This window comes from Hymenobacter rigui, assembly GCF_003944715.1.
Taxonomy (GTDB): domain Bacteria; phylum Bacteroidota; class Bacteroidia; order Cytophagales; family Hymenobacteraceae; genus Hymenobacter; species Hymenobacter rigui.
In genome coordinates this window covers 376,534-397,985 of sequence record NZ_RWIT01000004.1, presented here as the reverse complement: position 1 = coordinate 397,985, position 21,452 = coordinate 376,534, and the positions used below count along the sequence as shown (strand labels likewise).

Below are 21,452 nucleotides of genomic sequence, written 5' to 3'. Positions count from 1 at the left end.
TGTTTACCAGTACAGAGTAATGGGTATTGAGTAGTGAGATGCCCTTCACTCTCCGGTTTTGTTTTCTGTTTCACTGCACCTCTTCCTCAGCTTTCCGTTCATGTCGCAATCTGCCCTACCCGCTACTCCATACTCTTTAGCCACTTCCGACGCCCTGTTTACGCGGGCCAAAAATCACATTCCGGGCGGGGTGAACTCGCCGGTACGCGCTTTCCGCGCCGTGGGCGGCCACCCCGTGTTTATGCAGTCGGCCAAAGGGGCTTGGCTGACGGATGTAGACGGCAACCGGTACCTCGACTTCATCAACTCCTGGGGTCCCATGATTCTGGGCCACGCCCCCGACATTGTGCTGAACGCCGTGCAGCAGGCCATCGGCAACTCCCTGTCGTTTGGGGCCCCTACCCGCCGCGAGGTGGAAATGGCCGAGCTGATCAAGCAGATGGTGCCCAGCATTGAAAAAGTGCGGCTGGTAAACTCCGGCACCGAGGCCACCATGTCGGCCATTCGGGTGGCGCGGGGCTACACCGGCCGCAACAAAATCATCAAATTTGAAGGCTGCTACCACGGCCACGGCGACTCGTTCCTGATTGCCGCCGGCTCGGGCGCCCTCACGCTGGGCGCGCCCGACTCGCCGGGCGTCACCCAGGGCGTGGCCCAGGATACCCTCACGGTACCCTACAACGACCTGCCCGCCGTGGAACGCATCATTGCCGCCAACGACGGGCAGGTGGCCGCCCTTATCCTGGAGCCAGTGGTGGGCAACATGGGTTTGGTGGCCCCCGCCGAAGGCTATCTGCAAGGTCTGCGTGACCTGTGCACCCGGCACGGCATCGTGCTGATTTTTGATGAGGTGATGACCGGCTTCCGCTTGGCCCGGGGCGGCGCGCAGGAGCTGTACGGCATCACGCCCGACATGACCACGCTGGGCAAAATCATCGGGGGCGGCATGCCGGTGGGCGCGTATGGTGGCCGTCAGGACATCATGGACAATGTGGCCCCGGCCGGCAAGGTGTATCAGGCGGGCACGCTCTCGGGCAACCCCATTGCCACCGCCGCCGGTATCGCCCAGCTCACCTACCTGCAGCAGCACCCCGAACTCTACGACCAGCTCAACCGCACCACCACCCGCATTGCCGACGGCACTCGTCAGATTTGTCAGGAGCTGGGCCTGAACTACACCGTGAACCAAGTGGGTTCCATGTTCAGCGTGTTCTTTACGGATCAGCCTGTTACGGACCTGGAATCGGCCAAAACCTCCGACACCGAAGCCTTCGGCCGCTACTTCCAAGCCATGCTGGGCCGCGGCATCTACCTGGCCCCGGCCCAGTACGAAGCCCTGTTTGTGAGCACCGCCATGACCGATGACCTCGTGGACCTCTACCTCACCGCCTGCCGCGAATCCATGCAGGAAGCACACCGGTAAGAATGATGAGGTATGCTTTAGCGCGGTCAGTTCTTCGGAGAGAAGGATATACACGACTACGAGCCAGCGGTAACGGGTCTTCCCAAACCTGGCAGGGTCGAACGACATAATTCATACCTCATCATTCAACGCTCATAACTCATTATCGAACCGCCTACCTTTGCCGCAACCATCCGCTGCCCGTATGCTTCAATTTCGTCAGCTGCTCCCGCTTTTTCTGCTGCTGTGGCTTGTAACGCCCGGCATCCTCCAGGCTCAGACCGAAACGCCTGCGGCAGCCAATAAGCGGCTGTTTGACCGCACCATCGACGAGCTGAACTTTCGGACGATGGAAACGGTGTATGATAAGTCGTTTGCCCGGGGCAAATACCCGGCTGCATTGCGCACGGCCAAGGCCCGGCGCGAATTCAACAACTTCCCCGGCCGCGACGACCTGAAGCAGCTGTTTCTGAATTATAATGGCATTGCCGAACGGTACAAGAGTCGCTTCGGGAAAGGTCGGACGGATCTGGTGGAGTTTGAAAAACAGCTGAATGCGGTGCTGGTAGACCGCAACTTCGAGTTCTTTATCCGGGTACTGCCCCGCGACGAGCGGGTGGCCCTGATTCATAGTCTGCAGCGGGCCATTAAGCAAGGGGCCGCCCAGTTCAACGCCTCCGAAGACCCCGCCCCCGAGGATCTGGCAGCGGATGCCGCCGCCGTGCCACCAGCCGATGGCCCGACTACCGCGTCCTCCACCACGTCTTCCTCCACCGCCGCCGTAGAAGACCCGCAGCCGCAGCCCGAAGTAGCCGTAGCCTCTGTGCCCGCCGCGGAGTATGCCGCGCCCCGCTCCCTGGATGTAGCGCCCCGCCACGACTGGATGGACTACCTGAGCCTTATGCTGGCGGGTGGCTCCTTCCTGCTGCTGCTCTACATCATCACCAGCGTACTTCCCGACCTGCGCCAGCGCCTGGATGGTCAGTACGAAGCGGATGAGCAGCCCGCGCCGCGTCCGCGTAAGCGCGCCGTATTGCCCGACGACAGCTACGCGGACGACGAGTAGTTTTTCAATTAAAAATTAAGAATCAAAAGTGCTCCGCCTACTGCTGTTCAGCTGGTGATGTGAGCCCCCTTTTTAATTCATAATTTTTAATGCATAATTCTTAATTCACCCCATGATTCTCACCGATCAGCAGATCCTCGCCGAAATGGAGCGGGGCACCATTGTCATTGAACCCTACGACCGGAGCTGCCTGGGGACGAACTCCTACGATGTGCACTTGGGCCGCTACCTGGCCACTTACCGCGACGCGGTACTGGACGCACGTAAGCACAATGAAATCGACGTATTTGAGATTCCGGAGGAAGGCTTCGTGCTGCAGCCTGGCGTATTGTACCTGGGCGTAACCGACGAGTACACGGAAACCCATGCTCACGTACCTTTCCTCGAAGGCAAGAGCAGTGTCGGCCGTCTGGGCATTGATATTCACGCCACTGCCGGCAAAGGCGACATCGGATTCTGCAACACCTGGACCCTGGAAATCAGCGTATCCATGCCGGTGCGGGTGTATTACGGCATGCCCGTAGGACAGCTCATTTACTTCACCGTGCAGGGCGACGTGGAGAACTTCTACAACCGCAAGCCCAACGCCAAATACAACGAGCGGACCACCAAGCCGGTGGAATCCATGATGTGGAAAAATCAGTTCTAGGGCCCTGAATAACCCGTTTTCAGGTGTCAACAGCGCCGCTGTGCCTAATGAGGCATGGCGGCGTTTTTACTTTCTTGCATATCCATAATTCTGGGGTTTTTAGGGCTCTAGTAAACTAGCTGGCACAGTTTTTCGTTAGAAAGTAACAGCCAGCGGTTTTCTGATGCGTTGAAAAGCTGCCGGTCCTTTCCTGAACCGAACTGCCTGATATCATGACCAAGAAACTTGCCGCTGCGGCTGCTTTGCTCGTTGCTTCGCTTGGGGCCCACGCCCAGCAGAAGCCCGCGCTGGCCCCGCAGGATAAAACCCAGCCCTCCCCCCGCCTCAATCCGGTACAGCAGCACGCCAGCCAGCTCTCCGAGCAAATGGCCCGCGACCTGCGCTTGAATGGCTACCAGAAAACCCGCCTGCAGGCTATCAATGAAGATAAGCAGGCCAAAATCGTAGCCATCAACCAGAAGAATGCCGGCAACACCAAGCTCATTAAGGAGCAGTGCGACGCCGTGTGTAAGGAGCGTGACAAGGAGCTGCAGTCGGTACTCAGCACCGACCAGTACAGCAGCTACTATGATTCGCGCCGCACCTACAACACGTTCAGCATGGACTATGGCTCGAAAGCGGCCAATGCCATCTTCGTAAATTCGGTGCAGAATCCGCTGCCGGCCAGCAGCAATGGTGCCACCATTGGCCCGGCCCGCACTACGGCCGCTCCCGCCACCCGCACCCGGCAGTAACAGCAATGCCGTAGCATACAAAAGGCCCCGCCAAGTGAATTGGCGGGGCCTTTTGCGTTATCCTGTCAGCGAGTTCCGGCAACAAACCGGGATTCTTCGCTACGCTCAGGATGACAGGCGGTGAGCTTAATTAACGCTGCTTGCGCTCTTCTTCTTCAATGTGGTCCATCAGCTCGCGGCAGAGGTTACGCATTTTGGTGGCCATTACCGAGTCATTGGTGGCCGTTACGATGCTCTCGGCCATGGCACCCATGGTGTCCACGTAGAAACGCTTCATTTCGTCCACGGGCATTTCCTTGGTCCAGAGGTCGATTTTCATTGTGCCGCGCTCATCCCGGTCCCAGAGGGCAATGTTGATGGCTTTGGCAAAGTGAATATCGGGGCCGGCATCGGTGGCCGTCCAGCTGATGGCCTCGGGCACTTTCTGGTCGTCGAGGGCAATGCTGAAGCGGATTTCAGACTTCTTCATAAATGTGAAAAATGTGGGGAATGTGCTGAATGTGAAAAATGTGCTGAACATGGTTTCGAGCCACATTCAGCACATTTTTCACATTCGCCACACTCAAGTTTATACGTAGTTGTTGAGCATCACCGGCATTACCAGCATCAGGATGCTTTCGTTGTCGTCGGCGAGGGTGGGCATGAGCAGGCCGGCGCGGTTGGGCGTGCTCAGCTCCAGGGTGATTTCCTCGGAGTCGATGTTGCTGAGCATTTCCTGCAGGAACTTGGCGTTGAAGCCGATTTCCATGTCCTCTCCGTCGTACTGGCAGGCCAGCTTCTCGTTGGCTTCGTTCGAGAAGTCGAGGTCTTCGGCCGAAACCGTCAGCTCCGAACCAGCCAGGCGCAGGCGCACCTGGTGAGTGGTTTTGTTGGAGTAGATGCTGATGCGCTTCACCGAATTCAGGATTTCCTGGCGGCTGATGATGAGCTTGTTGGGGTTGCTCACCGGAATTACGTTTTCGTAATCGGGGTAGCGCTCATCAATCAGGCGGCACACCAGGCGCATCTGGTTGAAGGAGAAGAAGGCGTTGGAGCTGTTGAACTCCATGCGCACGGTGGTAGCCTCGGAGGGCAGTGCGCCCTTCAGCAGGTTGAAGGCCTTGCGCGGGATGATGATGTTCGAGGTCTGACCCGCGCCCACATCGGAGCGGCGGTAGCGCAGCAGGCGGTGGCCGTCGGTGGCCACGAAGGTTACCTGGTTATCGGCCAGCTGCACCAGAATGCCCGTCATGGCGGGGCGCAGCTCGTCGGTGCTCACCGCGAAGATGGTTTTGTTGATGGCCCGAGCCAGTGAGGTAGAAGGAATTTCAACAGGAGCCGAGCCTTTTACCACCGGCACGCGGGGGAAATCGGTGGCGTTTTCGCCGGCCAGCTTGTAGCGGCCGTTGCTGCTGGCAATTTCGATAGTGTAGGTTTCCTCGTCCAGGGTGAAGGTCACGGGCTGGTCGGGCAGGTTTTTCAGGGTATCGAGCAGGATGCGGGCGGGCGCGGCAATACGGCCACTTTCGCGGGCCTCCACGGGCAGCTCCGTCATCATGCTGGTCTCCAGGTCGGAGGCGGTAATCGTCAGCTTGCCGTCCTCAATTTCGAAGAGGAAGTTCTCCAGAATGGGCACCACGGGGTTGTTCGTAACCACGCCGTTGATGCTCTGGAGCTGCTTGAGCAGGGCGGAAGACGAGACGATAAATTTCATACGGAAGAGTCGTTTCGGGCTTGGTTGGGTAGAGGGCAAAGATACGCAACGGCCGTGGGGTTTTCTAGCGGGGCTGCTTCTCGTTGCTACCAAAGCGTTATGAGAATATCATACTGTAAGCTGCACCAAGCCACAGGAAAAGTATTAACCCGATAATTAGCGCTTGCAGCAGCCCCCGCAACGCAACGCCACCAGCCGTAACGTAACTGGCACCATAGTCCTTAACCAACTGCTCCTGTACCCGCTGAGGCCGCTGGTAGCGTAGATAGAGATAAACGAAGCCAAGTAGAAACAATACCGCCCTAAAGAAGGGACTGAGTACCGCATTGACAATGGGACCAACTAATAAATCCCCAAGAAAATCTTCCATCACCAGCCGTTAGGTTCAGATTGATTATAGATATAGATTTCTGCAAACTATGATACATCTGCTACGCCCGGTTGTTTAGCTATGGCTTAGCTTTCATCTAAAACCGCGCGTACCGGCGCTTCCGCCGCCAGGCGCGCACGGCCCCGAACAGGGCCAGCAGCACCAGCGGCGCGCCCAGGTTCAGCAGCTGCCAGCGGCGGCGCTCCTCCACTGCCCGCAGCTTATCGAGGGGGCGTAGGGTGATTTGCTTGCCGCGCACGGCAATCAGGCCCGATTCGTCGAGCATGTAGTCCACGGCGTTGAGCAGCAGCTCACGGTTGGCAAACTCGGTGCTGGCGAGACGGTCGAAGCCCAGGCGGAAGGGCCGGCCGGTTTTGGGGTCCACCTCGTTGCGCACGAAGTCGCCATCCGACACCACCAGAATTTTGGCGGGCTTGGCTCCGGCGGGCGTGGCGGGTTGGAAGTTGGTGGTGCCCGGCTCGGCGCGGTTGGCGTAGAGGGAGCCGAACTGGCCCTCCAGCAGGTAGCCTACGGGCTTGAACTGGGAGGTGTATAGCTTGGGGTTGGGCTCCAGGCGGGCGTCGTTCAGGTTCACGGGCACCGGCGAGGGCAACACCCGGGTGTAGCGCGAGGTGAACAGCAGCGGCGTTTTGCGGATGCCGGTGGCCTTCACCGTGTCCATGCTGCTCACGAATTTGGTGTACACCGCATCGAGGTTGCGGGTGATGGGGTGCGGGCTGAACTTGTTGATGAGCGGGTAGAACTGCCAGGGCATGGGCTCCACCTTGGGCTTGTTGCCGGTCATGCCCGTTACCAGCGGAATTACGCCGGAGTTGAGGTCGAGCAGCAGATCGGGGTTCACGCGCACGCCGTACTTGAATAGCAAGTCATCCAGGTTGTGCGACTGGGGGAAAGCCAGCATGCCGCCCCGGCTGGCGCTGTCGAGGTTCACGCGCATGGCATCCACAAAGAACAACGCGTTGCCGCCCCGGGTGATGAACTGGTCGAGCTTGAACTTCTCGGGCTCGGTGTACGCCCCGGCCGGCTTGGCCACGATGATAGCACTGAGCGTCTGCAACGCCTCGGGCCTTGACTGGGCCAGGTTTACCCGGAACACGTCGTAGTACTGGCTCAGGGAGCCGATCAGGTCGCCGGCTTCCACGTTGCTCAACTCGCCGTGGCCTTCCACCACCCCAATGCGCTTGCGCTGGCCGGGGTTGAGCTTGCGGATGGCCGAGGCCAGCTCATATTCCAGCCCTTCGATGCTCTGGTTGAGGCGCACATCGGAGGGGGCGGCCTGGTTGCCACGCAGTAGCAGCACGTTCTGCTCCTTGCCGCCGGCCGATACCACGGCCCAGGGGAAAATGATTTTCTCCACGCGCTTGCCGTTCTCGTTGGCCCCCAGATTGGTGGGGCTCAGGCCTTTCTTGAACAGCGTCTGGTAGTACTCGTTGCGGGCCTTTTCGGTGCCGGCCGCCGAGGGATCCACGAACACGTAGTGCAGGTTGGAGCCGCTGTGCACCTGCATTTCGTTCAGCGTTTCGCGCACCGACTGCTGCAGCCGCCGGAAGGCTGGCGGGAAGTCGCCATCCAGGTACACCGTGACGGTGACGGGCTGCTTAAGGCCCGAAAGCAACGTCTGGGTGGCGGCCGACATGGTGTAGCGTTTTTCCTCCGTAAGGTCGAGGCGGAAGAAGTACAGCCCCCCGAGGAAGTTGAGCAGCAGCAGCACCAGCAGCACCGCCCCGAAGCGCGTCAGGTCGCGTTTTTTAGCTGTTAGCTGATGGCTTTTAGCTGATGGCTGTTGTTCTGGATTCACTTGCGAAGGTCAGTTGATTTTTGGGCTTGACTTCTGGATTCATAAGCCAGCCGCTAATTCTTTTTCAAAAGCTAATAGCCATCAGCCAACAGCTCAAAAAACCCTTACCAGTTGCGGCTTTGCAGCACTAGGCGCGTGGCCAGCAGGCAGCCGGCAATCAGGCTCAGGAAGTATAGCAGGTCGCGGGAGTCGATGAGGCCCTTGGCCAGGTCACGGTAGTGGGCGGCAATGCCCAGCTGCCCGATGTAGTAGGCCAGGCCACCATCAAACACCGAGGCCAGCGAATCGAAGCCCGAGTATACCAGAAAGCACCCCACCACGGCCGCCAGAAAGGCCACAATCTGGTCCCGCGTGAGGGCCGAGGCCAGCACCCCGATGGCCGCAAACACGGCCGCCAGCAGCGCCAGCCCCAGGTAGGAGCCCACCGTCGCGGCCGAGTCGATGTTGCCCGCGGGGTTGCCCAGTTGGTACACCGAGTAGTAATAGAGCAACGTGGGCACCAGCGCCAGCAGCGCCAGCAGCAGGCAGGCCAGGTACTTGCCCCCGATGATCTGGCCATCGGTGAGCGGGCGGGTGAGCAGCAGCTCCATGGTGCCGGCCTTCTTCTCCTCGGCAAACGTGCGCATGGTAAGGGCCGGAATCAGGAACAGGAAAATCCAGGGGGCAATGTTGAATAGCGTCTGCAAATCGGCAAACCCGTAGTCGAGCACTGAGCTGTCGGGAAACACCCACACGAACAGGCCGGTAGCCACCAGAAACACCCCCAGCACCACGTAGGCCACGGGCGAGTTCAGGAAGCTGTTGAATTCTTTGCGAAGTATTGCGAGCATGAAAAGTAGCGTAAGCTTTAGCTTGCGCCGTCGGCCGCTTAGATTGGGCTAACGGTAGTTTGAAAAGAAGTAATACAGCAACCAGGCACGGCGCAAGCTAAAGCGTGCGCCACGTACCGCTACTTCGTCAGCTCCTGGAACACCTGTTCCAGACTCTGTTCTTCCTGGCGCAGCCCCAGCAACACCCAGCCCTGGGCGGCGGCCAGGCGCGAAATGGCTCCGCGTTGGTCGGTGCCGGCGCGGGCCCGGATGCGGTAGGTGTGGCCGGTTTCGGCCTCCACGGCCAGCACGCCCGGCAACGCCCGCAGCGGGGCCACGTCGATGGCCTGCTCGAACTCGGCGCGGATGATGGTTTCGCCGGCGGCGCGGGCTCCCAGCTCCGATACAGGCGAGTCGGCCACGAGGCGGCCCCGGTTGATGATGACGGCGCGGCTGCACAGGGCTTCCACCTCGGGCAGAATGTGGGTGCTGAAGATGACCGTTTTATCCTGGCCCAGCTCCCGGATCAAGCTGCGGATTTCGCCGATCTGGTTGGGGTCGAGGCCGGTGGTGGGCTCGTCGAGGATGAGCACGCCGGGGTCGTGGATGAGAGCCTGGGCCAGCCCTACGCGCTGGCGGTAACCTTTCGAGAGGGCCCCGATCTGCTTGTTCTGCTCGCGCCCTAGCCCTACCCTATCCACCAACTGGCGCACCCGCTGGCGCAGCGCGCTGCCGCCCAGCCCGTGCACCGAGCCAATGAATTCGAGGTATTCGTGCACGTACATGTCCAGGTACAGCGGGTTGTGCTCGGGCAGGTAGCCCACCCGGCGGCGCACTTCCAGCGGAGCCGTTTGCACGTCGAAGCCATCCACCACTACCGTACCGGCCGAGGGCGGCAGGTAACCGGTGGCAATTTTCATGGTGGTGGACTTACCGGCCCCGTTCGGCCCCAGAAACCCCAGGATTTCGCCTTTCCCGACCGAGAAGCTAACGTTGTCCACGGCCGTCTGCGGGCCAAAGGTTTTGGTGAGGTTCGTTATTTCTACCATGTGATGAGTTACACGCAAATTTTGTCATCCTGAGCGGAGCGAAGGACCTTCTCACGTCAGAATCACTATCGGATAATGTTGTTCTGACGTGAGAAGGTCCTTCGCTCCGCTCAGGATGACAGGTGGTTTGTCCTTACTTCACCTGCGTGGGGCGCATTTGAATTTCCGAGAGCATAACGGTCTGCGGGGCTTCCAGCGCGTGCACGATGGTGGCGGCTACGTCTTCGGGCTGCATTTTGTGCGGGTCGGGCTGCTGGCCGGGCTCGTTGCCGTTGAAGTTGGTTTCCACCGAGCCGGGCATCAGGCAGGTCACGCGCACGCCCTGGGGGCGCACTTCCTTGAACAAGGCATCGGAGAAGCCGCGCACGGCGTACTTGGTGGCGCAGTAGCCGGCCAGGTTGGCGGTGCCCGCCGTACCGGCCAACGACGCCACGTTGATGATGTGGCCCAACTGCTGCTTTTTCATGGCGGGCAGTACGGCGCGGGTGCAGTAGAACAGGCCGTGCACGTTGGTATCGAACATTTCGTGCCACTGCTCCGACGAAAAGCCGTCGATGGGGCCGAAGTTGCCGAGGCCGGCGTTGTTCACCAGCACGTGAATTTCCTTACCCAGGGCTTTCTCGGTGGCCTTATAGGCTTTCTGCACCTCCGCTTCCTGGCGGATATCACACTCAATGAACAGAAAGCGCGGGTGCTTGAAGTCGGCGGGGGCAGTGCGGCCCCAGCCGGCCACCTGCATGCCGCGGGCCAGCAGCAGCTCCACGGTGGCCCGCCCGATTCCTTTGCTGACGCCTGTGATAATGGCTACCTTGCCGCTGAGGTCCATAGGTCCGGGTTTTATGGTGTGGTCAGATTTAAAGATGCAAGTTAGCGGGCTGGGTCGGGTTTTGCGCGCCCTGGCCGTATCGGGCCTGGTGGCCGGTCTGCTGCCGGGCTGCAGCAAGGAGAACGAAGCGGGCTGCTTTACGAGCACGGGCAACATCATAACGGAGCGCCGTAGCCTCCGGCCCTTCCGCGTGCTGACTACCTACGACAACGTACAGGTGACAGTGGTGCAGGATACCGACACCTACGCCGAAGTGCGGGCCGGCAAAAACCTGCAGGACGATATCCGCCTGGAAGTGAAAGGCGACGAGTTGATCATCCGCAACACCAGCCGCTGCAACTGGGTGCGCCGCTACGATACCCCGCGCGAGGTAACGCTGCACACGCCCCGTATCACCAGCACCTTCCTGCGCGGCCAAGCCGATATCCGCACCGAGGGCGCGTTCAGCCAGGACACTATTTTCTTTCACCTCATCGGCTCCGGCGACTATCACCTCAACCTGCGCAGCCACTACGTGGGCATGAGCCAGTACGAGCTGGGCGACATCTACCTATCGGGCTCAGCCCAGGAACTGCACCACACCCTGGGCGGCAACGGCAGCCTGTACGCCACCGACTTCCCGATTCAGAGCCTGTACCTGCAAACCAACTTCGACAGCAACGGCAATATCCACTCGCGCCCGGCGGGGCTGCTGGCCGGTACGCACGCGGGCACCGGCACCGTATTCTACAGCCTGCAGCCGCGGCTGGACATGAAGACTACGGGTAAGGGGAAACTGATAGCGGAGTAGGCTGTTTTCCCGCAGGGTCTCGCAGTGGCCGTTCAAACACTGCGAGTCAAACACTGCGAAACCCTGCGCCTTTCACCCGCGCACCACTGCGCGAAAACAACGCTTACAAATCCCCCAGCTGCGGCCGGATGAGCAGCTCCTCCACCACGGCCTGCGGCGACAGAGAAAAGGCCCCGAAAATGGCGTCGGCCACGTCTTCGGCCCGGATGAACCGCTCGGCGGGCAGGTCCACGCCTTCCCAGCTGGCCGTGAGGGTGGCCCCCGGCAGCACAGCCGTAACCCGGATACCGGCATCTTTCAGCTCCTCGCGCAGGTTGCGGGTGAAGCCCAGCAGCGCGTGCTTGGCAATGCCGTAAGACCCGCCGTTGGGATAGGCCGTAATGCTGGCCGTGGAGCAGATGTTGAAGATGTAGCCACTGCGCTGGGCCAGCAGCCCCGGCAGCAGGGCCTGGGTCACGTCGTAGGCGCTGAGCAGGTTCACGTCCAGCATCCGGCGCAGCTGCGAGCCATCCTGGGGCTCATCCTGCAACCTTCCGGGAATAAAGGAACCCGTATTGTTGATGAGCACCTGCACCGGCCCCCGCGCCTGCACAAACTCGGTGAAGCGCACCGTTTCTGAACGCTGGCCGAGGTCGGCCACGTGCGTGTGCAGTACCGACTGGGAAACCAGCTCGGCGGCAGCGGCTTGCAGCTCCTGCAGGTCGGCAGCCGAGCGGGCACAGGTAACCACCGGGTAACCGGCCCGCAGGAACCGAAATACCAGCGCCCGCCCAATTCCTTTGGTTCCTCCCGTGACAACGATATTTTTTTGCATTCCTTTGATTGCTGAAGCGGTTTTTACGTAAGCACAGCGGCTACCTTCACCGGGCAGATTTCCGACTGACGTTTTCGGCCGCAAGTTTCGCTTTTCCTTTTGTTTTTCGATTGTATGGTTAAAGCCTTCGGTGAATTCCTGCTCTTTATTCAGAGCATGCTCACGCGGAAAGAACGCCTGGCGGTGCTGTGGCAACGCACCCTGGATGAGTGCATCGTCATTGGTATCAATTCCATTTTTATTGTAGCCATTGTATCGGCGTTCATTGGGGCGGTAACCTGCGTGCAGATTGCCTATAACCTCACCAACCCGCTCATCCCCAAAAGCACCATCGGCTACATGGTGCGCGAGATGACCATCTTGGAGCTGGCCCCCACCATCACCAGCATTGTGCTGGCGGGCAAAGTGGGTTCCAGCATTGCCGGTGGCCTGGGCACCATGCGCATCACCGAGCAGGTATCGGCGCTGGAGGTAATGGGTATCAACTCGGCCTCCTACCTGGTGCTGCCGCGTATTCTGGCGGCCATGCTCATGTTCCCGCTGCTCGTGATTCTGGCCATGGCCCTGTCAATCATTGGTGGCTATCTGGCTGGCTCGCTTACCGGAGCGCTGTCGGCGCAGGAGTACATTGAGGGCATCCGCACCGATTTTATCCCTTACAACATCGTCTTCGCCCTCATCAAATCGGTGGTATTTGCCTTTCTGGTGTCGGCTATTTCCTCGTTCAAAGGCTTTTTCACCCAAGGCGGCGCTTTGGAAGTGGGCAATGCCAGCACCACGGCCGTTAACAACTCCATTATCGCCATTCTGGTAGCCGACTTCCTGCTGGCGGCGTTGCTGCTGTAAAAGAAGTTGTTAGGAGCGAGGAGTCAGGGAGCTGATTTTTCATCTTCTGGCTCCTGGCTTCTAGCTCCTAGTTCCTACTCTCATGATTGAAGTTCATAACGTCCAGAAATCCTTCGACGGCAACCAGGTGCTCAAGGGCATTACCTGCACCTTCGAAACCGGCAAGTGCAACCTGCTGCTTGGCGGCTCGGGTACCGGCAAGTCGGTGCTCCTGCAGTGCATTGTAGGCCTGATGAAGCCTGACCTGGGCAGCATTACCTTCGATGGCACCATTTTCACCAACAACAAGGTGCAGATCCGCCAGGAAATCCGCCGTAAAATCGGGATGCTGTTCCAGGGCTCGGCGCTGTTCGACTCCATGACGGTGTACGAGAATGTGGAGTTTCCCCTGAAGATGCTCACGCCGGAAATGACCCGCGAGGAGCGCCGCGACCGGGTGGAGTTCTGCCTCAAGCGGGTAGGTCTGGAAAATGCGGGCGTTAAGATGCCCTCAGAAATTTCGGGGGGTATGAAGAAACGCGTGGGCATTGCCCGGGCCATTGCTCCCAACTGCACCTACCTGTTCTGCGACGAGCCCAACTCCGGCCTCGACCCGCTCACTAGCATCAAAATCGACGAGCTCATCCACGAAATCACCCACGAGTACGGCATCACCACCGTAGTAGTAACCCACGATATGAACTCCGTGGTGGAAATCGGGGACCACATCATCTTCCTATACAAAGGCCTCAAGCTGTGGGACGGCAACAAGGATGAGATCCTGAATGCCCAAGTTCCCGAGCTCAAGGAGTTCATCTTCAGCAGCAGTCTGGTGCGCGCCGCCAAAAAAGTGGACGACGAAACCCAGGGCGGCTTAGCCGCCGCCACCACCGACGAAGCCATTAATATTTAGAACTGAGACAGTGAGAGGTGAGAAGCAAGATGATGTTCAAACGTATAGCTATTTTGAACATCATCTTGCTTCTCACCTCTCACTGTCTCAGTTCAAACAGTCTACCTCCGCCAGCCTTCCCGCTGCACTAGGTGGGCCATGTGCGCCAGGTGGTGCCGGCCGTGCCAGGCGTAGAGCACCAGAGCTTGGTCGAGGGTGAAGGTGCGCTTGGTTTCGGGGTGCAGGAAGGTGCGCTGCCACTGGGCATCATCCAGACCGCGCAGCAGCTTTATCCAACGGATGTGCAGGGCCTCCAGCAGCGCCAGCGACACGGCTGGGGGTGTGCTGGCCGTGTCCGGCAGCTCGGCCCAGGCGGCTTCGTCGTAGGGTTTGATGGTGGGGTTATCCTCCGTGAGGGCCAGCCGGAAGCGGGTGTAGGCGTTCAGATGCGAATCGGGCAGGTGGTGGATGAGCTGGCGCATCGTCCAGCCGCCGGGGCGGTACGGAGTATCCAGCTGCTCGGGCGTGAGGCCAGCCACGGCGGCGCGCACCTGATCGGGCAGAGTAGCAATCTGAGCCATGTAGGCCGTGCGGGCACCCCGGTCGAGGGTTTCATCCGGCAACACCGGGTGGCCGATGGGGTAGCGTAAATCGGGAGTTTCCATGCGGGAGAGAAAGTAGAGGCTGGTGAAAAGACAGACCTGCGCGGCAAACCAAAAGCCCCGAACAACCGGGCGGATGTTCGGGGCTTTTGACAAGCGGGGTCCGGTTAGCCGTTGCGCTTGTTGAGTTCGTCGCGGATTTTGGCGGCTTTCTCGTAATCCTCACGCTCCAAGGCCTGGGCCAGCATTTTGGTCAGCTCGTCCAGCGACACCTGGCCGCTGGGTTCCTTGGGCTCGGTCGGCGAAGGAACGGGCCGGTCGCCGGCGTCATCGTCCTCGTCGTCGTCATCATCCTCATCCGAGTCTTCAGCGTTTTCGTCGAGGTCCGACAGAATGATACCGGCTTCGCTCAATACGCTTTCTACCGTGAAGATGGGCACACCGAAGCGCAGTCCAATGGCAATAGCGTCGGAAGGGCGCGAGTCCAGCTCGAAGGTGGTGGCCCCGTCGGAGCACACAATCTTCGAGTAGAACACGCCTTCCTTCAGGTCGGAAATCAGCACTTCCAGGACGGCCACGTGTACCTGTTCGGCAAACGACTTGAACAGGTCGTGCGTGAGGGGCCGGTTCGGGTTAATTTTCTCTATCTGAATGGCAATGCTCTGCGCCTCAAACATGCCGATGATGATCGGCAGGCGTCGGTTGCCGGTCTTCTCCCCCAGGATGAGGGCAAAGGAACCCGACTGCGACTGGCTGGACGAGAGGCCCAGGATTTCGAGCGGTATTTTTTTCACAAGTAGGGTCTTGGTGAATTTGCTAATGCGAAGAATGTGAAAATGTGCGAAATACCGGAACGGCCGCAGCACAATTCCCGCATTTCGCACATTTCAATCACATTAGTTCAGCTCTTTTACCGCTTGCGTGAGCTTGGGCAGCACATCAAACACGTCGCCCACGATGCCGTAATCGGCAGCTTTGAAGAACGGAGCCTCGGGGTCTTTGTTGATGACCACGATTACTTTGCTCGAGTTCACGCCGGCCAGGTGCTGGATAGCACCCGAAATACCGCAGGCAATGTACAGGTTCGGCGACACGGTGATGCCGGTCTGACCCACGTGCTCGTGGTGAGGGCGCCAATCCACGTCCGATACGGGCTTGGAGCAGGCCGTAGCTGCGCCCAAGGCCTTCGCCAGATCCTCGATGAGGCCCCAGTTTTCCGGGCCTTTCATGCCGCGGCCACCCGATACCACTTTATCAGCCTCGGGCAGCAGAATGCCACCGGCCTGGTCCTGCATCACCACCTGCTTGGGAGCATCGGCGAAGTCGGCGTCCGTCAGCTGGGCCGAGAAGGCTTCTACCTGAGCGGTTTTACCAGCCTCGTGCAGAGCCTCGATGGAGTTCTTTTTAACGGCAATGATTTTCCGGTCGCCGTCCAGCTTCACATCAGCAAAGGCTTTGCCCGAGAAGGCACCGCGCTTCACCGTGAACGAGCCGCCGTCGGTTTTGGGCAGCTCTACCACGTTGGTGGCAATGCTGGCCTGCAGCCGGATCGACAGACGCGAACCTACCGAAGCACCGATGTTGGAGTTGGCCAGTACAATTACTTTGGCGTCTTCCTTCTGGGCAGCGGCGGCAATCAGCTTGGTGTAGGCACCGTTCACGAAATCCTTAAGGCGGGGCTCGGCGTCGTGCAGCACCTTTGTGATGCCCTGCTCGCCCAGTTTGGCCAGGTTGGCTTCGGTGGCTTCACCTACGGCTACGGCCGTAGCCGTGGTACCCAGCATCTGGGCTACCTGGCTGCCGTAGGAAGCTACTTCCAGCGAGGATTTCTTTACCTCGCCGCCGTCACATTCAACAACTACTAGTACAGACATTTTTCTTTCTTCAATTAAAAATTGAGAATTAAAAATTAAAAATTGAATTGGGCAATTGGCAACCACTTCGCAATCAGCAGTCAATAGCTGATTCAGCCAATTTTTTAATTCTCAATTTTTAATTTTTAATTGATTCTTTAGATGACCTTGGCTTCGTTGCGGAGCAGTTTGATCAGCTCGCCGGCGTTTTCGGCGGGGATGAGCTTCACGCCCTGCTTCTGGGGGGGCAGCGCGAAGGCGGCTACCTCGGTGCGGGCCGCGTCGGCGGTGGGCTCCACCACTTTCAGGGGCTTGGTGCGGGCTGTCATGATGCCGCGCATGTTCGGGATGCGGGGCTCGCACATCGGCTGCTGGCAGGAAGCCACGAAAGGCGTGTTCACCTCTACGATTTCTTTACCGCCTTCGATTTCGCGCTCCAGCGTGGCGGTGTTGCCGCTCATATCCAGCTTCATGGCCGGGGCCACCGTGGGGACGCCGAGCAGCTCGCCCACCATGCCGTGCACCTGGAAGCCGTTGTAGTCGATGCTTTCCTTACCCATCAGAATCACGTCGTAGCCGCCGTCTTTGGCGATGCTGGCGATTTGCTGGGCCACGAAGAAGGCATCCTTCGGGTGGGCGTTTACGCGGATGGCGTCGTCGGCGCCGATGGCCAGGGCCTTGCGGATGTTGGGCTCGGTGTCGGCCTCACCTACGTTGAGGACGGTAACGGTGCCACCGCCCTGGGCTTCTTTGAGCTCAATGGCGCGAGTGAGTGCATACTCATCCCACGGATTAATCACGAACTGCACGCCAGCTTTGTTAAACTCCTTGTTATCAGGAGTAAACGTAATTTTGGTGGTCGTGTCGGGTACGTTGCTGATGCAAACGAGAAACTTCATCTACGGCTGCTTATATGGAAGATACTAGGAGAAAGTGCCAAATTTGGGGCGAAGATACTCAAAACTACCGCCCCATGGAAACCGCGCCGAGCCGCCTACAACAACTCCTGGCCTTTTACCAGGATGATCCTACCGACGCGTTTACCATCTACGCGCTGGCCACCGAATACCGCGTTACGGAGCCGGAACGGGCCATGACGTACTACCAGAAACTACTCGACGAGCATCCGGACTACGTGGGTACGTACTACCACGCCGGCAAGATGCTGCAACAGCTGGAAAAGCCGGAAGAAGCGGAAAAAGTTTACCGCAAAGGCCTCACCGTGGCCCGCAAGGCCGGCCAGCTGCACGCCGCCAGCGAAATCCAGCAAGCCCTGAACCAGCTGCTGGGTCTGGATTACGAGGACGAGGATTAAATGGATTGTTGAATGGGTGAATTGAAAAATATGTCATCCTGGGCGCAGCGCAGAATCTTACCACGTTTGCCTAGTTCAGCATACCTTCCGTTCCGCCACCAGCCGTTCTGCTGTTATAAGGTCCTTCGCTGCGCTCAGGATGACAGTTCATCTATTCAACAATCCACCCATTCAACCATTTCCCCATGAAAATTCTGCTGGTTGAAGATGAGCCCAAGGTATCGGCGTTTATAAAGCGGGGGCTGGAGGAGGAAGGATTTGAGGTAGAAGTGGCCTACGATGGGCGCTTTGGGCGGCAGCTGGCCCTCTCCCACTCCTACGAGCTGATTATTCTGGACGTGATTCTGCCCTACTTCAGCGGGCTGGAAGTGCTGGAAGCCATCCGGGCGCAGGACCAGCAGACGCCGGTGCTCATGCTCACGGCCCTGGGCACTACTCAGGACAAGCTGCACGGCTTCGGCGGCGGAGCCGATGACTACCTAGTGAAGCCCTTCGATTTTCCGGAGCTGGTGGCCCGGGTGCGGGCCCTCACCCGCCGCCGCGGCCAGCAGGCTAAAAGCGCCGTGCTGCAATTCGAGGACCTGACGCTGGACTCGGGGGCCAAAACCGTGACGCGGGCCGGGCAGCCGCTCAAGCTCACGGCCCGCGAATTTGGGCTGCTGGAGCTACTGCTACGCCACCCCGGCCGCGTGCTCAGTCGCGCCGAACTGGCCGCCGACGTGTGGGAAGACTCCTTCGACGCCGGCTCCAACGTGGTGGACGTGTACGTAAACTACCTGCGCAACAAAGTCGACAAGCCCTTCCCTCGCAAGCTCATCCACACGGTAGTAGGCATGGGCTACGTGCTGCGCGCTCAGGAGTGAGGCGGTAAGAAGTGAGAAAAAGAACGTCATTCTGAGCGAAGCCGGAGGCGAAGTCGAAGAATCTTTACCGCTTCGTTGCCTTATGACCAAGATTACTGTTGCGGTAGAGATTCTTCGACTTCGCTCAGAATGACATTCTTTTATGTCCTTTGCTTTCCTTCCTGCCCCACCATCTGTCTAATTCACTACCTGCTTCATGACCATCCGTAACCGACTCACGTGGCTGTTTCTGGGATTGGTGGCCGTGATTCTGCTGGCGGTAATGACCACCATTTACCTGCTGCAGGCCGATTACACCCACGAGGAGTTTCACCAGCGCCTGCGTGACCGGGCTGAGGTGACGGGCTACGTGTTTCTGGAACAGGACGAGCTGCGGGCCGAAGCGTTCCGGGAGTTTCAGCGCCGCTATTTGCGCACGCTCACCGGCGAAGTGCTGCAGATTTACAATAGCAAGCTGGAGCCCCGCTTTATTGAGGAAGACGAGCGGATTCAGATTTCGGAGCGCATTCTGTCCCGGATTCTGACCGAAAAGGAAGTGTACTTTGACCTGGGCCCGCGCCAAGCGGTAGGCATTTTCTACAGCGACAACCAGGGCCAGTTCATCATTGTGGCCGCCGCTCAGAACCACTCCGGCACGGCCCGGCTGGAACACCTAGTGGTGATTCTGGCCAGTATTTTTGTGGTGAGTCTGGTGGTGATTTACGTGGCCGGGCGGGTGTTTTCGGGCAAGGCCCTGGCCCCCATTGCCGCCGTCAACGACCAGGTGGACCGCATTACCACCCAGGACCTGCACCTGCGCGTGAGTGAGGGCATCAGCCACGAGCAGGACGAAATAACCCGCCTAGCCCGCACCTTCAACCGCATGCTGGAGCGCCTGGAGGAAGGCTTCGAGACCCAGCGTACCTTCGTCAGCAACGCCTCGCACGAGCTGCGCACGCCCCTCACGGCCACCATTGGCGAGCTGCAGGTGCTGCTGAACCGGGAGCGGGAGCCGGCCGCCTACCGGGAAGGCGTGGCCTCGGTGCTGTACGAGCTGCAACAGCTGAAACTGCTCATCAATAACCTGCTCGACCTCACCCAAACCAACACCGGGGCCCGCGACGAAATCCGGCTGGATGAGCTGCTGGCCGAAGCTCGGGAAGCGGTGCTGCCGGAGCAGCGGCGCCGGGTACAGCTCACGTTTGGCCAGCTGCCGGAGGATGCCGAAGCCCTGGAAATTCTGGGCAACCGCCAGCTGCTGAGCCGAGCCCTCACCAACCTGTTCGACAACGCCCTGAAGTACTCCCCCGCCGACCAGCCGGTGGAAGTGCGGCTGGAATACCGGGCCGGCCGGCGCTACATCCGGGTGCAGGACTACGGCATCGGCATCAGCGAAAAAGCCCTGCCGCAGGTGTTTCAGCCGTTTTTCCGGGCCGATAACGCCCGTCATGTGGTGGGGCACGGCGTGGGGCTGCCGCTGGCCCGCAAGATTATTCAGCTGCACGGCGGCGAGGTACACATCAGCTCTCGACCGGGCCAGGGTACGGTGGTGGAGGTGGTTTTATAGCGAGGAGGTTGATTGGTTGCACGATGTAGAGACGCAACACTTTGCGTCTCGTCGTTGCTGATGTTGTTTGGATTGTGCGTCTCATCAGTTGCCGATGTTGTTGAAGCTACGCGGCGGCGTACAGTCCCAACCGTTCAACGACGAGACGCAAAGTGTTGCGTCTCTACACCATTCTGCCCATCCTACAAACCAACAACATCAGCACGCGAGATGCTTCGGCTGCGCCTCTGCATGACGTTCTATCCTTCCCTACTTTCAGCTTCTACCCTCAGAATTCGGAAGAAATTTCATCAAATCTTCACGCTCTAATCCGTTTCTAATGCGGCTCTAACCGGGTCCTAATAACGGCGGCGTAAGCTTGCACCTCACTCGTGTTGCTTACCCCATGACCCGATTATTCCACTTCGCCAGCCTGTTGCTGTTACCCTCCGGCCTAGGCCTGGCCAGCTGCTCAGAAGAAGCCGCCGAAGCCATAACGCCCGCCACCGCGCCCCAACTCACCAACCTCACCACCGATACCGTGCGTCTGGCCCCGGTGCAGGCCCGGCTGAAGCTCAGCGGGCAGGTAGTTACCAATGCCGACCGCACGGCCCCCGTGTACCCGGTGGCCGGCGGCGTGGTGGAGTCGGTGCCCGTGACGCTGGGCGACGAAGTGAGCAAGGGCCAGGTGCTGGCCGTGGTACGCAGCACGCGGGTGGCGGGGCTGGCTCAAGAGGCCCAGGTGGCCGCCGTCAACCTGGCTACCGCCCGCCGGGAGCTGGCGGCTACGGAGTCGATGCACGCCGATGGCATGGCCTCGGAGCGGGAGCTGGCCCAGGCCCGGGCGGCACGGCGCACGGCTCAGGCCGAGGTGAGCCGGGTGCAGCAGCAGCAGGCGGTGCTAGGAGCCTCGCAGGAGCGGTACGTAGTACGGGCCCCGCTGGCGGGCACCATCACCGCCAAGCACGTCAGCGCCGGCATGCAGTTTGAGCCGGGGCAGGTGGATGCCCTGTTCACCCTGGCCAACCTGGACGAAGTGTGGGTGCTGGCCGACGTGTTCCAGGCCGACATTGCCGGCGTGCGGGTGGGCGTGCCCGCCGAAATCCGGACGCTGGCCTACCCTGACAAAGTATTTACCGGGCAGGTTGATAAGGTATTCAACCTACTGCACGCTACCAGCAAGAGCCTGCAGGTGCGGGTGCGGCTCCCCAACCCCGGCCACTTGCTGAAGCCTGGTATGTACACCCAGGTGCAGCTCACTCGCACCCTGCCCGAGCAGCTGCCCACCGTGCCAGCCGGCAGCCTGGTATTTGCCAACGGCCGCCGCTACGCGCTGGTGCTGCAGGAATCGGGGAAGGTGGAAACCCGGGCGGTGGAAACCGGCCCCACGGTGGGTGGCGTGAGCTTCGTGCGCAGCGGCCTGACGCCGGGCGAGCAGGTGGTCACCGGCAACCCGCTGCTTATCTACAAGGAGCTCAATGATTAGGCCCGACGGACCAACGACCGGGGCGGCGCGGCAGTGGGTGGCCCGGGCCATGTGGACCTCGGAGCGGGAG

23 protein-coding genes are annotated in these 21,452 nt (G+C 59.8%); 11 read left to right on the top strand and 12 right to left on the bottom strand.

Annotated features, from left to right (window positions below; translation table 11 throughout):
* The first annotated feature begins 100 nt into the window (after positions 1–100).
* The 4 genes from hemL to EI291_RS10750 all read left to right on the top strand — a co-directional run bounded on the left by hemL (position 101) and on the right by EI291_RS10750 (position 3,851).
* Positions 101–1,423, top strand: a complete 1,323-nt coding sequence (gene hemL, locus EI291_RS10765) for a glutamate-1-semialdehyde 2,1-aminomutase (protein ID WP_125419818.1) — start codon at positions 101–103, stop codon at positions 1,421–1,423.
* A gap of 184 nt (positions 1,424–1,607) precedes the next feature.
* Positions 1,608–2,468: a hypothetical protein gene (locus EI291_RS10760; protein WP_125419817.1), complete on the top strand. Its 861-nt coding sequence runs from the start codon at positions 1,608–1,610 to the stop codon at positions 2,466–2,468.
* Between the two features lie 112 nt (positions 2,469–2,580).
* Entirely contained in the window at positions 2,581–3,117 is a 537-nt protein-coding gene (gene dcd, locus EI291_RS10755; protein WP_125419816.1) for a dCTP deaminase, read from the top strand.
* 212 nt (positions 3,118–3,329) lie between these two features.
* Positions 3,330–3,851 (top strand): hypothetical protein, encoded by a 522-nt coding sequence (locus tag EI291_RS10750; protein WP_125419815.1) that lies wholly within the window; start codon positions 3,330–3,332, stop codon positions 3,849–3,851.
* 130 nt (positions 3,852–3,981) lie between these two features.
* Here the strand turns inward: EI291_RS10750 and gldC are convergent, their stop codons facing one another.
* The 7 genes from gldC to EI291_RS10715 all read right to left on the bottom strand — a co-directional run bounded on the left by gldC (position 3,982) and on the right by EI291_RS10715 (position 10,417).
* Entirely contained in the window at positions 3,982–4,320 is a 339-nt protein-coding gene (gldC, locus tag EI291_RS10745; protein WP_125419814.1) for a gliding motility protein GldC, read from the bottom strand.
* A 99-nt stretch (positions 4,321–4,419) separates the two neighbouring features.
* Entirely contained in the window at positions 4,420–5,544 is a 1,125-nt protein-coding gene (gene dnaN / locus EI291_RS10740; protein WP_044002528.1) for a DNA polymerase III subunit beta, read from the bottom strand.
* A gap of 97 nt (positions 5,545–5,641) precedes the next feature.
* A complete protein-coding gene (locus tag EI291_RS10735; RefSeq protein WP_125419813.1) occupies positions 5,642–5,914 on the bottom strand; it encodes a hypothetical protein in 273 nt (90 codons plus the stop codon).
* 97 nt (positions 5,915–6,011) lie between these two features.
* On the bottom strand, positions 6,012–7,733 hold the full coding sequence (gldG, locus tag EI291_RS10730; protein WP_125419812.1) for a gliding motility-associated ABC transporter substrate-binding protein GldG: 1,722 nt from the start codon (positions 7,731–7,733) through the stop codon (positions 6,012–6,014).
* 104 nt (positions 7,734–7,837) lie between these two features.
* On the bottom strand, positions 7,838–8,563 hold the full coding sequence (gene gldF, locus EI291_RS10725) for a gliding motility-associated ABC transporter permease subunit GldF (RefSeq protein ID WP_125419811.1): 726 nt from the start codon (positions 8,561–8,563) through the stop codon (positions 7,838–7,840).
* A 119-nt stretch (positions 8,564–8,682) separates the two neighbouring features.
* Positions 8,683–9,591 (bottom strand): gliding motility-associated ABC transporter ATP-binding subunit GldA, encoded by a 909-nt coding sequence (gldA, locus tag EI291_RS10720; protein ID WP_125419810.1) that lies wholly within the window; start codon positions 9,589–9,591, stop codon positions 8,683–8,685.
* A gap of 133 nt (positions 9,592–9,724) precedes the next feature.
* Positions 9,725–10,417 carry an SDR family oxidoreductase gene (locus EI291_RS10715; protein WP_125419809.1) on the bottom strand — a complete coding sequence of 231 codons (693 nt, stop codon included), beginning with the start codon at positions 10,415–10,417 and terminating at the stop codon, positions 9,725–9,727.
* 61 nt (positions 10,418–10,478) lie between these two features.
* On the opposite strand from EI291_RS10715, the gene EI291_RS10710 reads away from it, so the two are divergent.
* Positions 10,479–11,207 (top strand): GIN domain-containing protein, encoded by a 729-nt coding sequence (locus tag EI291_RS10710; RefSeq protein ID WP_170172597.1) that lies wholly within the window; start codon positions 10,479–10,481, stop codon positions 11,205–11,207.
* Between the two features lie 103 nt (positions 11,208–11,310).
* On the opposite strand, the gene EI291_RS10705 is transcribed toward EI291_RS10710, so the two are convergent.
* The gene (locus EI291_RS10705; RefSeq protein WP_125419807.1) at positions 11,311–12,021 is read right to left on the bottom strand and encodes an SDR family oxidoreductase; all 711 of its coding nucleotides are present in this window, start codon (positions 12,019–12,021) and stop codon (positions 11,311–11,313) included.
* A gap of 114 nt (positions 12,022–12,135) precedes the next feature.
* Between EI291_RS10705 and EI291_RS10700 the strand changes: the two genes are divergently transcribed.
* A complete protein-coding gene (locus EI291_RS10700) occupies positions 12,136–12,867 on the top strand; it encodes an MlaE family ABC transporter permease (protein ID WP_125419806.1) in 732 nt (243 codons plus the stop codon).
* Positions 12,868–12,949: 82 nt separating this feature from the next.
* On the top strand, positions 12,950–13,759 hold the full coding sequence (locus tag EI291_RS10695) for an ABC transporter ATP-binding protein (RefSeq protein ID WP_125419805.1): 810 nt from the start codon (positions 12,950–12,952) through the stop codon (positions 13,757–13,759).
* 101 nt (positions 13,760–13,860) lie between these two features.
* Here EI291_RS10695 and EI291_RS10690 read toward each other — a convergent pair whose 3' ends face one another.
* The 4 genes from EI291_RS10690 to EI291_RS10675 form a co-directional block, all read right to left on the bottom strand.
* Positions 13,861–14,403 carry a YfiT family bacillithiol transferase gene (locus tag EI291_RS10690; protein ID WP_125419804.1) on the bottom strand — a complete coding sequence of 181 codons (543 nt, stop codon included), beginning with the start codon at positions 14,401–14,403 and terminating at the stop codon, positions 13,861–13,863.
* A gap of 104 nt (positions 14,404–14,507) precedes the next feature.
* Positions 14,508–15,134 (bottom strand): bifunctional nuclease family protein, encoded by a 627-nt coding sequence (locus EI291_RS10685; protein WP_125419803.1) that lies wholly within the window; start codon positions 15,132–15,134, stop codon positions 14,508–14,510.
* A gap of 102 nt (positions 15,135–15,236) precedes the next feature.
* Positions 15,237–16,214, bottom strand: coding sequence for an electron transfer flavoprotein subunit alpha/FixB family protein (locus tag EI291_RS10680; RefSeq protein WP_125419802.1), 978 nt, complete (start codon positions 16,212–16,214; stop codon positions 15,237–15,239).
* A gap of 137 nt (positions 16,215–16,351) precedes the next feature.
* Positions 16,352–17,092, bottom strand: coding sequence for an electron transfer flavoprotein subunit beta/FixA family protein (locus EI291_RS10675; protein WP_125419801.1), 741 nt, complete (start codon positions 17,090–17,092; stop codon positions 16,352–16,354).
* A gap of 74 nt (positions 17,093–17,166) precedes the next feature.
* Between EI291_RS10675 and EI291_RS10670 the strand changes: the two genes are divergently transcribed.
* From EI291_RS10670 to EI291_RS10655, 4 genes are all read left to right on the top strand, one after another.
* Positions 17,167–17,508: a tetratricopeptide repeat protein gene (locus EI291_RS10670; protein WP_125419800.1), complete on the top strand. Its 342-nt coding sequence runs from the start codon at positions 17,167–17,169 to the stop codon at positions 17,506–17,508.
* A gap of 185 nt (positions 17,509–17,693) precedes the next feature.
* Positions 17,694–18,371, top strand: a complete 678-nt coding sequence (locus EI291_RS10665) for a response regulator (RefSeq protein WP_125419799.1) — start codon at positions 17,694–17,696, stop codon at positions 18,369–18,371.
* 196 nt (positions 18,372–18,567) lie between these two features.
* Complete coding sequence (locus EI291_RS10660; RefSeq protein WP_125419798.1) at positions 18,568–19,917, top strand: ATP-binding protein; 1,350 nt, start codon at positions 18,568–18,570, stop codon at positions 19,915–19,917.
* Between the two features lie 385 nt (positions 19,918–20,302).
* Positions 20,303–21,382: an efflux RND transporter periplasmic adaptor subunit gene (locus tag EI291_RS10655; protein ID WP_125419797.1), complete on the top strand. Its 1,080-nt coding sequence runs from the start codon at positions 20,303–20,305 to the stop codon at positions 21,380–21,382.
* The last annotated feature ends 70 nt before the right edge of the window (positions 21,383–21,452 follow it).

What these genes read in the sequence shown, in the direction of transcription:
- EI291_RS10760 (WP_125419817.1), top strand. Translation starts at nt 1,608, where the DNA reads ATGCTTCAATTTCGTCAGCTGCTCCCGCTTTTTCTGCTGCTGTGGCTT.
- EI291_RS10665 (WP_125419799.1), top strand. Translation starts at nt 17,694, where the DNA reads ATGAAAATTCTGCTGGTTGAAGATGAGCCCAAGGTATCGGCGTTTATA.
- hemL (WP_125419818.1), top strand. Translation starts at nt 101, where the DNA reads ATGTCGCAATCTGCCCTACCCGCTACTCCATACTCTTTAGCCACTTCC.
- EI291_RS10695 (WP_125419805.1), top strand. Translation starts at nt 12,950, where the DNA reads ATGATTGAAGTTCATAACGTCCAGAAATCCTTCGACGGCAACCAGGTG.
- dcd (WP_125419816.1), top strand. Translation starts at nt 2,581, where the DNA reads ATGATTCTCACCGATCAGCAGATCCTCGCCGAAATGGAGCGGGGCACC.
- EI291_RS10675 (WP_125419801.1), bottom strand. Translation starts at nt 17,092, where the DNA reads ATGAAGTTTCTCGTTTGCATCAGCAACGTACCCGACACGACCACCAAA.
- EI291_RS10715 (WP_125419809.1), bottom strand. Translation starts at nt 10,417, where the DNA reads ATGGACCTCAGCGGCAAGGTAGCCATTATCACAGGCGTCAGCAAAGGA.
- EI291_RS10680 (WP_125419802.1), bottom strand. Translation starts at nt 16,214, where the DNA reads ATGTCTGTACTAGTAGTTGTTGAATGTGACGGCGGCGAGGTAAAGAAA.
- EI291_RS10660 (WP_125419798.1), top strand. Translation starts at nt 18,568, where the DNA reads ATGACCATCCGTAACCGACTCACGTGGCTGTTTCTGGGATTGGTGGCC.
- EI291_RS10735 (WP_125419813.1), bottom strand. Translation starts at nt 5,914, where the DNA reads ATGGAAGATTTTCTTGGGGATTTATTAGTTGGTCCCATTGTCAATGCG.
- dnaN (WP_044002528.1), bottom strand. Translation starts at nt 5,544, where the DNA reads ATGAAATTTATCGTCTCGTCTTCCGCCCTGCTCAAGCAGCTCCAGAGC.
- EI291_RS10690 (WP_125419804.1), bottom strand. Translation starts at nt 14,403, where the DNA reads ATGGAAACTCCCGATTTACGCTACCCCATCGGCCACCCGGTGTTGCCG.
- gldC (WP_125419814.1), bottom strand. Translation starts at nt 4,320, where the DNA reads ATGAAGAAGTCTGAAATCCGCTTCAGCATTGCCCTCGACGACCAGAAA.
- EI291_RS10700 (WP_125419806.1), top strand. Translation starts at nt 12,136, where the DNA reads ATGGTTAAAGCCTTCGGTGAATTCCTGCTCTTTATTCAGAGCATGCTC.
- gldF (WP_125419811.1), bottom strand. Translation starts at nt 8,563, where the DNA reads ATGCTCGCAATACTTCGCAAAGAATTCAACAGCTTCCTGAACTCGCCC.
- EI291_RS10655 (WP_125419797.1), top strand. Translation starts at nt 20,303, where the DNA reads ATGACCCGATTATTCCACTTCGCCAGCCTGTTGCTGTTACCCTCCGGC.
- EI291_RS10750 (WP_125419815.1), top strand. Translation starts at nt 3,330, where the DNA reads ATGACCAAGAAACTTGCCGCTGCGGCTGCTTTGCTCGTTGCTTCGCTT.
- gldA (WP_125419810.1), bottom strand. Translation starts at nt 9,591, where the DNA reads ATGGTAGAAATAACGAACCTCACCAAAACCTTTGGCCCGCAGACGGCC.
- EI291_RS10670 (WP_125419800.1), top strand. Translation starts at nt 17,167, where the DNA reads ATGGAAACCGCGCCGAGCCGCCTACAACAACTCCTGGCCTTTTACCAG.
- EI291_RS10705 (WP_125419807.1), bottom strand. Translation starts at nt 12,021, where the DNA reads ATGCAAAAAAATATCGTTGTCACGGGAGGAACCAAAGGAATTGGGCGG.